Below are 12,963 nucleotides of genomic sequence, written 5' to 3'. Positions count from 1 at the left end.
CTGTAAGTTTGCGCTGACCAAGGGCTATATACTCTTGGTAAGTTACGAACAGTAAGTTACGTTTGGTATATTAGCGATGTCAACCACTGAAATGAGCGAAGCCGATTCCCCTGCCCAACCGCGCCGCCGTCTGTCGCGCGAAGACCGCAATCGCCAACTGCTCGACGTCGCCTGGCAGATCATCCGCGCCGAAGGCACCGATGCCTTGACCCTGGGCTATCTTGCGGAACAGGCCGGGGTGACCAAACCGGTGGTCTACGACCACTTCGTCACACGTGCCGGCCTGCTCGCCGCGCTGTACCGGGATTTCGACACCCGACAGACCGCAGTGATGAACGCCGCGATTGCCAATGCCGAGCCGACATTGACCGGCACCGCACGGGTGATCGCCACGGCGTATGTCGATTGCGTGTTGTTGCAGGGCAACGAGATACCGGGGGTGATTGCCGCGCTGGCAAGCAGCCCGGAGCTTGAGAGAATCAAGCGCGATTACGAGGCGATCTTCCTCGAAAAATGCCGCAGCGATCTGGCGCCCCATGCCAATGGCGGACAGATCACCCAGGCCGGGCTGCGCGCCATGCTCGGCTCGGCCGAAGCGCTGTCGCATGCCGCCGCCAATGGCGAGATAAGTGCTGCAGAGGCCAGCGACGAGTTGTTTGCGACCATCGTTGCAATGGTCGAACGCGCCGCCGCCCGTGCGACTGGCGGTACTTGAGCCGACCCCGGCACACTCCTAGGATGGAGTTACGCAGCGACTTGGCTCCTCCAGCGCTGCGTAGGCGCGGGTGTTCTGAACCCCAATCAAGCCCACGCCTTGTTCCACGCGCACCTTGAGCCTCACGGGCTCTACTTCCTCCCCATCAAAGAGCTTTGAGGCTCTTTTTTTGTCTGTGCATTTCAGGTGTCAGCGCCGTCAGCACCACGAATCGAACGCCACGCCCGGCAATAACGGTCGGCCTGGCCGATGATCAGCACCGCCACCGCCCTTTCTTGTTGCCGAAATGGTGAAAGATCGCGCCGACGCTGGTGTCGCATTCGGTCCCTTGCTTCGAATTCATAGCCACAAAAAAGCCCTTGCTGCGGGACGCGCAACAAGGGCTTTTGGAGGCAGACGGATAATCAGTGCAGCGTCAGGCGCTGGCGGACAAATGCCTCGGTGTGCCGGGTGACCTGATCCAGCTGCCGGTCGCGCTGTTTCTCGGCATCAAGCATCGCGCGCTTGCCGTTCTTCTGCAGCAGGTAGGTGTGGATCTGCTGCACTTCCAGCGAACGGTAGATCGGCGTGGTGTCGATAAAACCGCGCAAGCCGTTACTGCGGTAATGCCGGGTGCTCATCAGCACTTGTGTTTCGCGCGCGCCGATCACCTCGAAACCCAGTGCCTCGAAGTACGGTACTTTGCCGACACTGCAGGTCAGTTCGGCATGCGGATAACGGCTGATCATCTCGCCGATCATCGCCCGCGCCACACCCTGGCGCCGATACCCTTCGCGCACGGCCATGTAGGCGACGCTGCACGCTTCCCAATCGCCCTGCACCGGCAGGTACAAGAGGAAACCGATGACCAGCTCCGGGTCGTCCTCGGCCGTCGCGACCAGCAACTCCACCTCGGTGCCCTTCTCACCGTTCAGCGCTTCCAGATACAGATGCACCTCATAGCCAACCGCGTACTGATAGACGTTGTACAGCAGGTTGCTCGGGCCGAGACCGACCGCGCTGATGTCGGTCAGATAGTCGACCACCAGTTGCAGAATCTGACTGTTGACGCTTTCGGGGCATGGGGATTTGTAGTGGGTGATGCGTGGCATGACAGCTGAACTCCGGCGGTAAAGACATGTTGCCGGCGGTCGGGCTGCCAGCGAACCGCGACATCATACCGTGCCCGGCCCGGCCACGGCCTAAAGTTCCCGGGTCCAGCGCCGATGCAGCGACTTCCAGCGTCTGCCATCACCAAGGATCAGGTCATGTTCTATCCCCGCGAATCTGCAAGAGACCACCTCTACAACCGTATCGTCTTGCTGACCGTCGCCTGCTGCGTCTTGTTGCTGCTGGCCGGCATGGCCCGACAGCAAGGCATTGTGTATGGCGCGCTGAATTTCAACGGCTTGGAAGTCAGCGGCACCGTCACGGAGCTGGAAGAGATCATGATGAACCGCAACGGCAAGATCATTCATTATCGTTACAGCGACACTCAAGGCCAGACTCACGAGGGCCAGTATCAGGACGAACGCTACGCCGAGCACAGCCAATACGCAGTCGACGGCCCGGTGCCGCTGCTGGTATCGCGCTGGCTGCCGGACAAGAGCACCCTGGCCAGCGAGCTTCACACCTATCGTCCAGGCTTCTACATCATGACCGGCGGCTTCCTGCTCGGGCTGCTGTGCCTGCTGATCTCGGGCCGCACCTTCTGGCAGATCCAGGCCATGAAAGAGCAAGACCGGTTTTATTGATGCGCTGCGCATCCTTTGATGCCATGGCATGTTGGCGTGTTTGCCGATTGCGAACTACAAACAGGATGAGCGGGATACGCCCGCTCCCGCTTGCAAGGGTGGCGCTGACCAGCATACTCGGAGCATGGAATGAACACACGACGTCGATTTTTGCTGGCAACTTTGCTGTTCCTTGCAGCACCTGTGAGTTCCGCCGCCGACGGCCCCACGTTTAACGCGCCACACATGGATGTCCCTACCGCAGAGGTGCTGCAGAAGGAGTTCGCGATTCCTGCTCATCTGATCCCGCTGTATCAGATAGGTGGACACTTCTACACCGTTTCTTATATCGCCGAGCTGGCAGGTGTCGAACGCAGCAGAGCCGACAGGTTGACGTGTTTTTCTCAGGCGCCGGACGCAATAAGCACTTACAACGCCATTCCGGTCTCGATCAAAAATACCTTCTACGACCGAACCTGGCGGCACCAGATCGTCAATTCACTGCATTCATTGCATGGCGGCGACAGCCAGGCGGTCGCTGCCAGACGATCCAACCTGCAAAGACTGGTGGCTGCCTCGTATGCGAGGGGCACAACGTCGGACTGGAAAACCGGCTTCCTGATCCACGCCCTCGGCGATAGCTATGCCCATGTCTACGGACCGTTTGAAGCCCCCCATGCCTACCCCGAGGCCTACGGGCATCTCTTCGCGCTGTTCCAGAGCCCGGATGACGTTTATGCCGGCGAGAATTACCGAGCGTTCGATGTTTACATCCACGCCCTGTTCGACACGCTCAAAGATCTGCAACACGCCGGGGAGCGCAGCAAAGTCGATGATCTCGCTGCGATCATCAAGAACAATGCCGGACAGGGTAATAAACAAGACTACCGACTCATTTCTCTGATGATCAGCCTGACACATGCGCCCATTTCGGAAAGCGATTGCACCCGCATCAATGCCGAACTGAACGAAGCGGATGTCCGCACATTCCTGGCCGAACTCACCCGTGAACTGAAAGCCCCCTAGCGCTCGACGAACCCTGCGGCCACCTGCTCGACCCTGAAGAAAATTTCATCTGCTGCAAACCGGATCTTTCGCCGATTTGGCGTCCAATTCTTCAACTGCGATGTGTTTTTCACGCAGGCCTTGAGGAGTTGTCATGAGCGTTTTGCGTTCCCTGTTCAAATGGCGAAAGACCCTGCTGCTGGTGCCGATGACACTGGCGGCGCTGGCCAGTGCGCCGGTGTTTGCCCAACAAGTGGTGATCGTCCAGCAAGCCCCGCCGCCGATGCGCATGGAAGTGATGCCCGGGCCGCGTCACGGTTATGTCTGGGACCAAGGCCATTGGCGGTGGGAAGGACGTGGTTATGTGTGGATGCCCGGTCACTGGCAACCGGTGCGCTACGGCGCGCATTGGCGGCCGGGGCACTGGCAGGCTCGCGGGCCGAACTGGTTCTGGGTTGAAGGGCGCTGGGTGCGCTGAAATCTCGTCAACCTGAGCCTCTCAACTATAAGGAACTTCCCATGTCCAGAACCGTTAAAGCCTTGCTCGCTGCTGCACTGGTGGCCATCACCCTGTCCGGATGCGTCGTTGCCCCGGCGCGTCCGCACCGACCACCGCCGCCGGTGGAAGTCGTGCCGGTCATGCCTGCGCCGGGTTATCACTGGGTCGCCGGTCATTATCGCTGGGGCGGCAATGAATGGCGCTGGGTGCCAGGACACTGGCGGGCCTATTGACCCAAAGGGCTGGCGTCACTGCTGTGGCGCCACCACTTTGAATTTGATGGCGATGTCGTTGGACACCACCGTGTCCGCCCACTCCCCCGCCCCCAGCCCGAACTCGCTCCTTTTGAGTACCAGTTCGCCGTCGAAAATGCCGATCGCGCTGTCCGGTTTAAGCTCGACCGGCACCTGCACCTCGCGGGTGATGCCTTTGACGGTGAGCTGGCCGGTGACCAGATAGTGATTGTCCGCCACCTGGGTAAACCGACTGGACTCGAACAGCGCCACGGGAAAGCGCTGGGTATCGAACCACGCCGGCTTCACCAGCTCGGTGTTGGCATCGGTGCTGCCGGCGTCGATGCTGTTGAGATCAATGTGCAACGTGGTGTGGGCGCCGGCGAGGTTGTCGCTGTCGAACTGCAGCGTCGCGTCGAACTTGCCGAAGGTGCCGTACATCTGCGAGCCCATCTGGTTGTAGGTGAAACTGATCTGGCTGGCAGTCGTGTTGACGCGGTTGTATTCAGCGGACTGCGCGACATGCATGACGCACAGGCAGGCAGACAGTGCCGCAGCGGTGAATCGGGCACGCATGGGATTCTCCGGACAGGGCAAACCTTCAAGGCTTCGACTGACTTAAGCAAACAACCTGCGAATGCGCCATGTCACCTGTCTGCCCATGAGGATCAACCTCAGACCAACCGCTCGATCTTCTGATGCTGCCAGACCAGTTTGTAATACAGGGTCTGCAACACCAGCATGCCCAGATACGCCACCGGGAACGCCATCCACACGCCTTGCAGGCCGTACTGCCCATCCAGCCAGTAAGCCGCCGGCAGTTGCACGCCAACCACACAGACAATCGCAATCGCCACCGGCACCAGCACCGTGCCGCTGGCGCGCATGATCCCGCCAATGATCGCCTGGAAGCCGAACACCAGCAGACTCCAGAGCATGATGTGCAGCAAGTGTTCTGCCATCACCCGGGTCGAATCTTCGGTCAGGAACAGCCCCAGCAACCAGTGCGATAACAGGTAACCCAGCACAATCAGACCGCCAGTGAGGCACACGTTGATCAGTAGCCCGGTGCGCAGGATAGGCGCCATGCGTTCCAGGCGCCCGGCACCGATGGCCTGCGCGCCGAGGATCGAGGCGGTGATCGCAATCGACAGCGCCGGGAATTGTACGTAGTTGACGATTTGCGTTACCGCGCCGTAGGCCGCCGTGGCCTGCGAGCCGTGCTGGTTGACCAGCGCGAGAATCACCAGCTCCGAGAGTGACAACACGATCATCTGCACCCCGGTCGGCAGGCCGATGCGCAGGACCTTGCCGAGAATCGCCGCGTCCAGCCGCAGTGCGGCGAAGAACTCGCGATCCGGTGCCAGCGGATGGTTCTTGCGAATCAGCCGCCACGCCAGCCACGCCATCGCCGACAGGTTACCCGCAAGGCCGGCGTAGGCAGCACTCTGGATGCCCAGCTGAGGCAAACCGAACCAGCCACGAATCAATGCCGGGGTCAGCGCCAGCCCGACCGAGGTCGACACCATCAACGCCAACAACGGCGACACGGTATCGCTGACCCCGCGCAGCAATTGCGTGAACAGCACAAACACCAGCATCGACGGCAGAATCCACATCATCACGTGCGCATAGGCCACTGCATCGTCCAGCACATCCGCCGGCGTGCCCAACCCCTGCAAAGCCTGCCGCGCGAACACACTGCCGAGCACCGCCGCCGCCAGCCCGATCAACACGCCCAGCAACAACGTCGCCCCGGCAATTGCCTTGACCATGTGCGCCTCGCGCGCGCCCCACGCCTGGCCGATCAACACCCCGGCGCCCGCGCCCAGCCCGATCACCAGCGCGATAAAGAAAAAGATGATCGGAAACATCCCCGACACCGCCGCCAGTGCCTGCGTACCGAGCATCTGCCCGATGTAGATGCTGTTGACCGTGCCCGACATCGACTGCAGGAAGTTGGACAGCACCATCGGCGCAAGGAACAGCAGATAGGTTTGCCAGAGGGGTTTGGTGGCGCTCGGGGTTTGCATAAAACAAAGATCCATCTGGATGGCGGGTGGGCAGATTAACGATAGCTTCGATGCGTTGCACCCAGTCTCGATACAGCAATTATTTTTCCCTTCCCCCCTCGCAACAACACTTCATTGATCGGCCAATACACGCTGCTTGAGCACTTGCGGATCGTTCTCGCAACCGGCCGCAAAGGCACTCTCCAAGTCGATTTTCGCCTGACTCGTCATTGGATACACCTTGTCGGCGGCCAACACATAAAAACCTTCGGCTCTCATTTGTCTGGCATCAAGCATTACAGGCTCCAGTGCCTTCATCATTTTCGTCAGCGGCGAATCGTCCGGGTCGGATGGTGCGGCCTCCTTTTTGAAACAGTTGGCGAGAGTCAAAGGCAAAGGGTAGGCATCGGTATAGATATCCTGACCGTTCAGCGCGGCGCGTAGCACAGTACGACTGGTCTCATATCGGGGTGTGCGCGGGAACCTGTCATTGCAATTGACGAACGCCACGGCCGCCGCCACCAGTCCCTTCTGCGCTGCTTCGCCATACATGACACAGGCGCTCTCGCGCATTTGCGCCCAATTGTTATCCTTGGGCTTGCTCGCCTCCGTCATGCGCGCCCGCATGTAAAGAGCGGCGGCATTTCCTGACTTGATGGCGACGTCCAGAAGGCTCTCGATCCGCGCCCTGTCCTCGGCAAGCTGTTCGGTCGCAGCCTGCACTTTATCCTTGTCAGTACTTTTGTCATTCAGTATGCCGATGATCGACTGTACTCGCTCTTGCGCCTCGCTCATCGCGGTTAGCATCAGCTCGTATTGCTCGGCGCCAGGTGGGCTTGCCTGAGCCACAGCAGATGAGCCGAGCAGCGAAACCAGAAGGCCAATGATCGTTCGAGACATCAAAACAGTTTTTTCCATGCAGGTTGATTATCCGGTTGTGTTAATAGAACAGCATCAAAGAATTACCAATTACTGATCTTGTGTAAAATCCTCTCCAGTTCAGTTGCAGCATACTTCGCCTTCTCCAGAACTTCATTCGACACAAAAAAGTCTCGCCCGTGCACCAGTGCATTTCGATACCGAATCAACTCGTGTAATTCTTCAGCAAATGTTTGATTGATCAAACCCTGATCGAGCATGGCCTTAACAACCCTGGGTCTCGGCCAACGCAATCGACTGGCGGTTTTATCCTCCCGATAGGATGGATGGCGAGACAAATCACTCTCACCAAGTCTGTTATGCTCCAGATACAAATCAGCAAAGATATCGAGCGAGTGTTCAATGTAATTGTAGCGACCAAGAAACTCTTCAAAAGAGTTCATCTTCCCGTCATTGAGACTACTATTGGTTGCGCCTGTTTTTTTGCCGAGACCATCACCATCAACGGCACCATTCGATTTAACATTGCCTTTACTCTGCCCATCCGAAAGTTCAGACAAGGCCCTGGAACGCGCTTCAATCTCTCTCTTAATTTTCTCGCTTGCTTCCTCAATCTTGTTCGGCCTCATGGCCTCGTGTACAAAATACCCGGTACAGATCAGCGCTATGAAAAATAATGAAGCCGCGGCATTCTGCGTAAGAACCTTCAGCAGTGCGCTTGGCGACTCGCGGAAAACGATCGCAAACAGCGCAAAAAAAATGGAAAACAATGATACCAGTGACAAAAACGTAATGAACGAATGTTGCCTGACCTTGATATCATTCAATGCACCAACAATCGTCTCGTCCTTATCAGCCAACCGCTCTTGCTGCCCATGCAAGAATATATAGCCGGTAATGGTCAAACCATAAATAGCCGCAACAATTTGCGCTTGAGAGGAAAAAACATACAACGCTTGATTTTCACTTAACTGGACAATGGGTGCGACCCAACCCAATATCATCCATGCCAATACAACCGCAAAAGCCATACACAATCTGAAAAACACAATCAGCACTTCCCTTCCAGGCTAGAACACAACCAACCAAACACCTTGACATCAAGTACAAAGAGCACCCTTCAGGTACTTGAACAGGCCATCCCAATTATGCAGCGCGTATTTCCCCAGAAGCGTTTTATTTAGCTTTATCTGTGGAATTTTCCACGTTATTGATTCACTCCATTCACGCTCACCGAGAATCTGGCCCGCAGTAAAATAGCGAATATCTTCAAGCGTGTAATTATAAATTATAAATACACGCTCTGGATTAACCGACAATGCAGCAGTACCGATACCGCGCTGATTTACCCAATTCATACCGCTTTTAATCTGAACTTCAAAATACTTCCCATTGAAACCGACCAAGCCGTCAATGCCTTTATCGTCGACCAGTGACGGATACACATCAAAACCAGCATCAATCAGGCGAGCCCACACCCGGAATTCATTTCGTTTGCCAATTGCCATTTTGTGCACAGACTTGTTCCTTGTCGGTGAAAGGCTGAATCATGCACGAAAATAGTGGCCCAGAGCCACCATCTTGCTCATCAATTTTCCATGCCCTGCGCGATCGACAACTCAGTATCCTTGTGGACAATCGCGCGTTATCCAATCGTGTAGTTCCCCAAGAGAGTTTTCAGAATGCTTGCGCAGCCATCCCGCTTCCACTTGCTGACGTGCGCCCTATTAGCGGCTTTCACTTGCTCAGCCAACGGCGCTTCATCCTCACCTGAGGTGGTACATCCCCTGCTCAAAACCCTGAACCAACGCCTGAACATCGGCGACCTCGTAGCGCTGACCAAATGGGACAGCGGCAAGCCGATTCAGGACAGCCCGCGCGAAGCACAGGTCATCGCCAATGCCCGGACGCTGGCGAGCGAATACAAGCTTGATCCCGAAGAAGTCGCCCAGTTGATCGCCGCGCAAATGGAAGCGAACAAACTGGTGCAGTACGGGCTGCTGGCGCAATGGCAGGCGGCAGGTCGCGCGCCGGACACGCCGCGACCGGATCTGGCGAAACAGATTCGCCCGCAACTGGACCAATTGCAGAGCCGTCTGCTGCGCCAATACGCCGACTTCGTCCCTTATCGTCGTGACCCTGATTGTCCGGTCTGGCTGGCCAGGGCGCGTCAGGGTCTGACCCACGATGCATTGCACGATCTGGCCCTGACCCGCGCCACCGGGGAGCTGTGCATTCGGGCGGCGGGCCTCTGAATCGCGGGTTCCGGCACACATCGCTGGCGTCGATAGTCACCATCACGCCAATGAAGTTCTCATAAAAAATCCGCGGCGTAACATCGGCTCCAGACAAACCAACTACACCCCGGAGCACACGATCATGAAACGCCAAACCATCCTCGGCATCGCTTTCTCGGTTCTCGCAGTCAACGCTTTTGCAGCAACGCCCGCTCACACCCTGGTCGCTGAAGGCGGCTCGGACAAGTTGATAGAAAGCCGTCTGGCTGAAGGTGGTTCTGATCGCTTGCTGGAACGTCGCGTTGCCGAAGGTGGCTCCGATCGTTTGCTGGAACGTCGTGTCGCCGAAGGTGGCTCGGATCGTCTACTGGAACGCCGTGTCGCCGAAGGTGGCTCGGATCGTCTACTGGAACGCCGTGTTGCCGAAGGTGGCTCGGATCGTCTGCTGGAACGCCGTGTTGCCGAAGGTGGCTCGGATCGCCTGATCGAAAGTCGCAACGCCTGAACCAATGGTTCTCCCCGGAAGCCCGGCCTGATCAGCCGGGCTTTTTTCATCTCGATTTTTTGCAGTTGTGGCTTGTTTCAACACAGGCCGTCAGCAATGACGACGCGGTAGCGAGCACTGGCGAAAGCTCCGACAACAAGTGACCGAATCGACTGACTGGCAGCCCGACGCTCATTGCGCATACCATGCGCCGACAACTCCAAAACAGAATTCGCCCGCCCATGCTCAAAGCCAGTCTGCGAAGCCACCTGACCCTTTGGTTTGCCGGTTTGTCCCTGTTGACGCTGGTGAGCGTCGGTTTCTATGTCGGTCATATCGCCACCGAACAGATGAAACAGGCCAGCGGCAATGCGTTGTTGAATACCGCGCGTTCGGCAGCGACGTTGCTCGGTGATCAGTTGCGCGAACGCCAGTTGGAGGTTTACCTGCTCAGCCGCGCGCCGCACCTCGAACGGGGCGATCTGGACAACCCGGCGATTCTCAAATCAATGCAACTGCGCACCCAGGCCCGTGCCGAATATGCGTGGATGGGCGTGACCGATGCTCAAGGTCAGGTGCATCAAGCGGTCAACAATCTGCTGGTCGGTCAATCGGTGCAACAGCGACCATGGTTTCAGGCCGGTCTGCGCGGCGAGTACACCGGCGATCCGCACGAAGCCGTGTTATTGGCCAAATTGCTACCGGGAATGCCCAACGGCGAACCGCTGCGTTTCATCGACTTTGCCGCGCCTATCCGCAACGCCGACGGCCAGCTGATTGGTGTGCTGGGAGCGCACGCGCATTGGAGCTGGGTGACCCACATCGTCGAGTCGGGGGCGTTCTCCCATAAAAACACATCGCCGGATATCGAGGCGCTGATCATCGATCACGACGGCAAGGTGCTGTACCCCGAAGCGCTGGTGGGCCAGCAACTGGCGGTGAATGATGCGAAGTCGTCGGGCTGGTCGGTTGGCAACGGTTACCTGACCAGCATGGTCAGCGTACCGACGCCGCCGAGTACCGCGCTGTCCTGGTCGATCGCCGTACGCCAACCGTTGGACACCGCCCTGGAGCCTGCGCGTCTGCTGCTCTATAAATTGTTGCTGCTGGGCGTTGCGGCGGCGGTCGGATTCGCCCTGGTGGCGTACTACCTGGCGCAATACCTGAGCCGCCCGATCGAGCAACTCGCGCACTCGGCCAAACAGGTACAGAACAAGCAGCCTGGCGCACACTTCCCGTTACAGCACCCGGTACTGGAAATCGCCCAGCTCGGTCAGTCAATCGACGCCATGACCCGGTCGCTGCTGGCCAAGGAACGCGAGCTGCAGGAAGCGAACGCCTCGCTTGAAGCCATCGTCACCCAGCGCACCGCCGCGCTCATGCAGGCCAACGCCGAGCTGTTGAACCTGGCGACCCACGACGCGCTGACCGGCGTCTACAACCGGCGTCGCCTTGATGAAAAACTCAGTGAATACAGCCTGCTGTTCCGCCGTACCGGGCGACCGTTTGCCCTGTTGCTGGTCGACGCCGATCACTTCAAGCGCATCAACGATACCTACGGCCATGCGATTGGCGACGACGTGCTGCAGCAGTTGGCGCAGATCATTGAGATCAACGTCCGCGCCACCGATTTCGTCGCCCGTTACGGCGGCGAGGAGTTCGCCGTGCTGCTCCCGGAAATCGCCCAGCCCGATACGCCGGACGTGGTCGCGGAGAAAATCCGCGCCGCCGTGGCCCAGTCGCACTTCCCCAACATCGGACAGGTTACCGTGAGCATCGGCGTCGGCCTGGCCGATCCGGCGGACAACAGCCACGCCATGCTGATCAAACGCGTCGACCAGCAGCTATATCAGGCGAAAGCGGCTGGACGCAATCAGGTGGCTTGATCAGCCTGAATGCCTTGCACAATGCCTCGGGATCGATGGCGTATTGCTCGGGTGAATAGGCGATGGGGTTGGCGTCATTGAACACGCGGACGCCATCCCGATTGCCATGTCAGCGCACAGACGAGAATGAAGCCTTGAGGGTACGGGCCGTGCATCCCTGCACAGCGCGGATCGAGTGCGTGCACTCAGGTATTGGTTTTCAACTTGGTCCACAAGCGCGTCGACAACCGCGCAATCGCTGCCGGCAACTCTTCCACGGTAAACAACCGTTGCATCACGTCCTTGGGCGGGTAGATAGCCGGATCCTGCTTCACGTCCGCATCGAGGAACGGCTCGGCCGCCGCATTCGGGTTGGCGTAGTGAATGCTGTTGCTGATATTGGCCACCACTTTGGGGTCGAGCAGGTAGTTCATGTAGGCGTAACCGTTCTTTTCATGCGGCGCGCTTTTGGGCATGACTACCATGTCGAACCACAAGGTCGTGCCTTCTTTCGGAATCGAGTACGCGATGTCGATGCCGTTCTTCGCTTCCTTGGCACTGGCGGCAGCCTGAACGATGTCGCCGTTGAAGCCGATCACCGCGCAGACGTTGCCGTTGGCCAGGTCACTGATGTACTTCGAGGCGTGGAAGTACTGAATGTACGGGCGAATTTTCAGCAAGGCCTGTTCGGCCTGTTTGTAATCCGCCGGCTCATGACTGTGCGCTGGCAAGTGCAGGTAGTTCAGCGTGATCGGCAGCACCTGTGTCGGGTTGTCGATGAACGCCACGCCGCACTGGCTGAGCTTCTTGATGTTTTCTTCGTTGAAGAAAAAGTCCCATGACTGGGTGACATCGGTGCTGCCGAAGATCGCCTTGATCTTCTCGACGTTGTAACCGATCCCGGCCGTGCCCCACATGTAGGGGTAGCCGTACTGGTTGCCGGGATCGTTGACTTGCAGCTTTTGCAGCAGCACCGGGTCGAGGTTTTTCCAGTTCGGCAGTTGCGCCCTGTCGAGCTTCTGAATCGCTCCGGCCTTGATCAACCGCGAGAGAAAGTGGTTCGACGGACTGACCACGTCATAACCGGTGTTGCCGGTCATCAATTTCGATTCCAGCACTTCGTTGCTGTCGTGAATGTCGTAGGTAGTCTTGATCCCTGTGGCCTGGGTGAAATTGGCCAGGGTGTCCGGGGCGATGTAGCTGTTCCAGTTGGAAATGTTGACGGTTTCGTCGGCACAAGCGGCCGTGCTGGCCGCGAGCAGAATCGCCAGGGAAAGTGGATTGACGCGCATGGTCTGTCACCTGTGTTGAGTGGCTTTTGT

At 58.0% G+C, this 12,963-nt stretch carries 15 protein-coding genes; 8 read left to right on the top strand and 7 right to left on the bottom strand.

The genetic code is table 11. From position 1 onward, the window contains the following. The first annotated feature begins 76 nt into the window (after nucleotides 1-76). A complete protein-coding gene (locus tag AC1UK9_RS11475) occupies nucleotides 77-715 on the top strand; it encodes a TetR/AcrR family transcriptional regulator (protein WP_473015275.1) in 639 nt (212 codons plus the stop codon). Between the two features lie 404 nt (nucleotides 716-1,119). Here AC1UK9_RS11475 and AC1UK9_RS11470 read toward each other — a convergent pair whose 3' ends face one another. Beyond that, on the bottom strand, nucleotides 1,120-1,806 hold the full coding sequence (locus AC1UK9_RS11470) for a GNAT family N-acetyltransferase (protein ID WP_482580110.1): 687 nt from the start codon (nucleotides 1,804-1,806) through the stop codon (nucleotides 1,120-1,122). Nucleotides 1,807-1,962: 156 nt separating this feature from the next. Here AC1UK9_RS11470 and AC1UK9_RS11465 point away from each other — a divergent pair, with 156 nt between their 5' ends. From AC1UK9_RS11465 to AC1UK9_RS11450, 4 genes are all read left to right on the top strand, one after another. Continuing rightward, entirely contained in the window at nucleotides 1,963-2,448 is a 486-nt protein-coding gene (locus tag AC1UK9_RS11465; protein ID WP_482580108.1) for a hypothetical protein, read from the top strand. A gap of 129 nt (nucleotides 2,449-2,577) precedes the next feature. Continuing rightward, nucleotides 2,578-3,453 (top strand): hypothetical protein, encoded by an 876-nt coding sequence (locus AC1UK9_RS11460; protein ID WP_482580107.1) that lies wholly within the window; start codon nucleotides 2,578-2,580, stop codon nucleotides 3,451-3,453. Between the two features lie 133 nt (nucleotides 3,454-3,586). Next, nucleotides 3,587-3,910, top strand: coding sequence for a YXWGXW repeat-containing protein (locus tag AC1UK9_RS11455; RefSeq protein WP_025109062.1), 324 nt, complete (start codon nucleotides 3,587-3,589; stop codon nucleotides 3,908-3,910). Nucleotides 3,911-3,951: 41 nt separating this feature from the next. Then, the gene (locus AC1UK9_RS11450; RefSeq protein ID WP_007965935.1) at nucleotides 3,952-4,164 is read left to right on the top strand and encodes a YXWGXW repeat-containing protein; all 213 of its coding nucleotides are present in this window, start codon (nucleotides 3,952-3,954) and stop codon (nucleotides 4,162-4,164) included. Between the two features lie 15 nt (nucleotides 4,165-4,179). Here the strand turns inward: AC1UK9_RS11450 and AC1UK9_RS11445 are convergent, their stop codons facing one another. From AC1UK9_RS11445 to AC1UK9_RS11425, 5 genes are all read right to left on the bottom strand, one after another. Further along, nucleotides 4,180-4,740, bottom strand: coding sequence for a YceI family protein (locus AC1UK9_RS11445; protein WP_473015268.1), 561 nt, complete (start codon nucleotides 4,738-4,740; stop codon nucleotides 4,180-4,182). Between the two features lie 98 nt (nucleotides 4,741-4,838). After that, nucleotides 4,839-6,197 carry an MATE family efflux transporter gene (locus tag AC1UK9_RS11440; protein ID WP_482580105.1) on the bottom strand — a complete coding sequence of 453 codons (1,359 nt, stop codon included), beginning with the start codon at nucleotides 6,195-6,197 and terminating at the stop codon, nucleotides 4,839-4,841. A gap of 111 nt (nucleotides 6,198-6,308) precedes the next feature. Then, nucleotides 6,309-7,094: a hypothetical protein gene (locus AC1UK9_RS11435; protein ID WP_482580104.1), complete on the bottom strand. Its 786-nt coding sequence runs from the start codon at nucleotides 7,092-7,094 to the stop codon at nucleotides 6,309-6,311. A gap of 44 nt (nucleotides 7,095-7,138) precedes the next feature. Next, nucleotides 7,139-8,113, bottom strand: a complete 975-nt coding sequence (locus AC1UK9_RS11430; protein ID WP_482580102.1) for a hypothetical protein — start codon at nucleotides 8,111-8,113, stop codon at nucleotides 7,139-7,141. 42 nt (nucleotides 8,114-8,155) lie between these two features. Then, nucleotides 8,156-8,572: a hypothetical protein gene (locus AC1UK9_RS11425; RefSeq protein WP_482580101.1), complete on the bottom strand. Its 417-nt coding sequence runs from the start codon at nucleotides 8,570-8,572 to the stop codon at nucleotides 8,156-8,158. A gap of 165 nt (nucleotides 8,573-8,737) precedes the next feature. Here AC1UK9_RS11425 and AC1UK9_RS11420 point away from each other — a divergent pair, with 165 nt between their 5' ends. The 3 genes from AC1UK9_RS11420 to AC1UK9_RS11410 all read left to right on the top strand — a co-directional run bounded on the left by AC1UK9_RS11420 (nucleotide 8,738) and on the right by AC1UK9_RS11410 (nucleotide 11,662). Continuing rightward, nucleotides 8,738-9,310 (top strand): chorismate mutase, encoded by a 573-nt coding sequence (locus tag AC1UK9_RS11420; protein ID WP_482580100.1) that lies wholly within the window; start codon nucleotides 8,738-8,740, stop codon nucleotides 9,308-9,310. A 124-nt stretch (nucleotides 9,311-9,434) separates the two neighbouring features. Beyond that, nucleotides 9,435-9,797 carry a hypothetical protein gene (locus tag AC1UK9_RS11415; RefSeq protein WP_482580099.1) on the top strand — a complete coding sequence of 121 codons (363 nt, stop codon included), beginning with the start codon at nucleotides 9,435-9,437 and terminating at the stop codon, nucleotides 9,795-9,797. A gap of 221 nt (nucleotides 9,798-10,018) precedes the next feature. Further along, a complete protein-coding gene (locus AC1UK9_RS11410; RefSeq protein WP_482580097.1) occupies nucleotides 10,019-11,662 on the top strand; it encodes a sensor domain-containing diguanylate cyclase in 1,644 nt (547 codons plus the stop codon). A 185-nt stretch (nucleotides 11,663-11,847) separates the two neighbouring features. Here the strand turns inward: AC1UK9_RS11410 and AC1UK9_RS11405 are convergent, their stop codons facing one another. Further along, the gene (locus tag AC1UK9_RS11405) at nucleotides 11,848-12,933 is read right to left on the bottom strand and encodes a polyamine ABC transporter substrate-binding protein (RefSeq protein ID WP_482580095.1); all 1,086 of its coding nucleotides are present in this window, start codon (nucleotides 12,931-12,933) and stop codon (nucleotides 11,848-11,850) included. Between the last annotated feature and the right edge of the window lie 30 nt (nucleotides 12,934-12,963).

Source organism: Pseudomonas sp. AK-TSAG1-1 (genome assembly GCF_056821665.1).
Note: the sequence above shows the minus strand (reverse complement) of the source record. Positions and strands in the feature narration are given on the sequence as shown.

Coding starts and splice junctions, on each gene's coding strand:
- AC1UK9_RS11405 (WP_482580095.1), bottom strand. CDS start 12,933: ATGCGCGTCAATCCACTTTCCCTGGCGATTCTGCTCGCGGCCAGCACG.
- AC1UK9_RS11460 (WP_482580107.1), top strand. CDS start 2,578: ATGAACACACGACGTCGATTTTTGCTGGCAACTTTGCTGTTCCTTGCA.
- AC1UK9_RS11450 (WP_007965935.1), top strand. CDS start 3,952: ATGTCCAGAACCGTTAAAGCCTTGCTCGCTGCTGCACTGGTGGCCATC.
- AC1UK9_RS11435 (WP_482580104.1), bottom strand. CDS start 7,094: ATGGAAAAAACTGTTTTGATGTCTCGAACGATCATTGGCCTTCTGGTT.
- AC1UK9_RS11410 (WP_482580097.1), top strand. CDS start 10,019: ATGCTCAAAGCCAGTCTGCGAAGCCACCTGACCCTTTGGTTTGCCGGT.
- AC1UK9_RS11440 (WP_482580105.1), bottom strand. CDS start 6,197: ATGCAAACCCCGAGCGCCACCAAACCCCTCTGGCAAACCTATCTGCTG.
- AC1UK9_RS11465 (WP_482580108.1), top strand. CDS start 1,963: ATGTTCTATCCCCGCGAATCTGCAAGAGACCACCTCTACAACCGTATC.
- AC1UK9_RS11475 (WP_473015275.1), top strand. CDS start 77: ATGTCAACCACTGAAATGAGCGAAGCCGATTCCCCTGCCCAACCGCGC.
- AC1UK9_RS11420 (WP_482580100.1), top strand. CDS start 8,738: ATGCTTGCGCAGCCATCCCGCTTCCACTTGCTGACGTGCGCCCTATTA.
- AC1UK9_RS11415 (WP_482580099.1), top strand. CDS start 9,435: ATGAAACGCCAAACCATCCTCGGCATCGCTTTCTCGGTTCTCGCAGTC.
- AC1UK9_RS11455 (WP_025109062.1), top strand. CDS start 3,587: ATGAGCGTTTTGCGTTCCCTGTTCAAATGGCGAAAGACCCTGCTGCTG.
- AC1UK9_RS11470 (WP_482580110.1), bottom strand. CDS start 1,806: ATGCCACGCATCACCCACTACAAATCCCCATGCCCCGAAAGCGTCAAC.
- AC1UK9_RS11445 (WP_473015268.1), bottom strand. CDS start 4,740: ATGCGTGCCCGATTCACCGCTGCGGCACTGTCTGCCTGCCTGTGCGTC.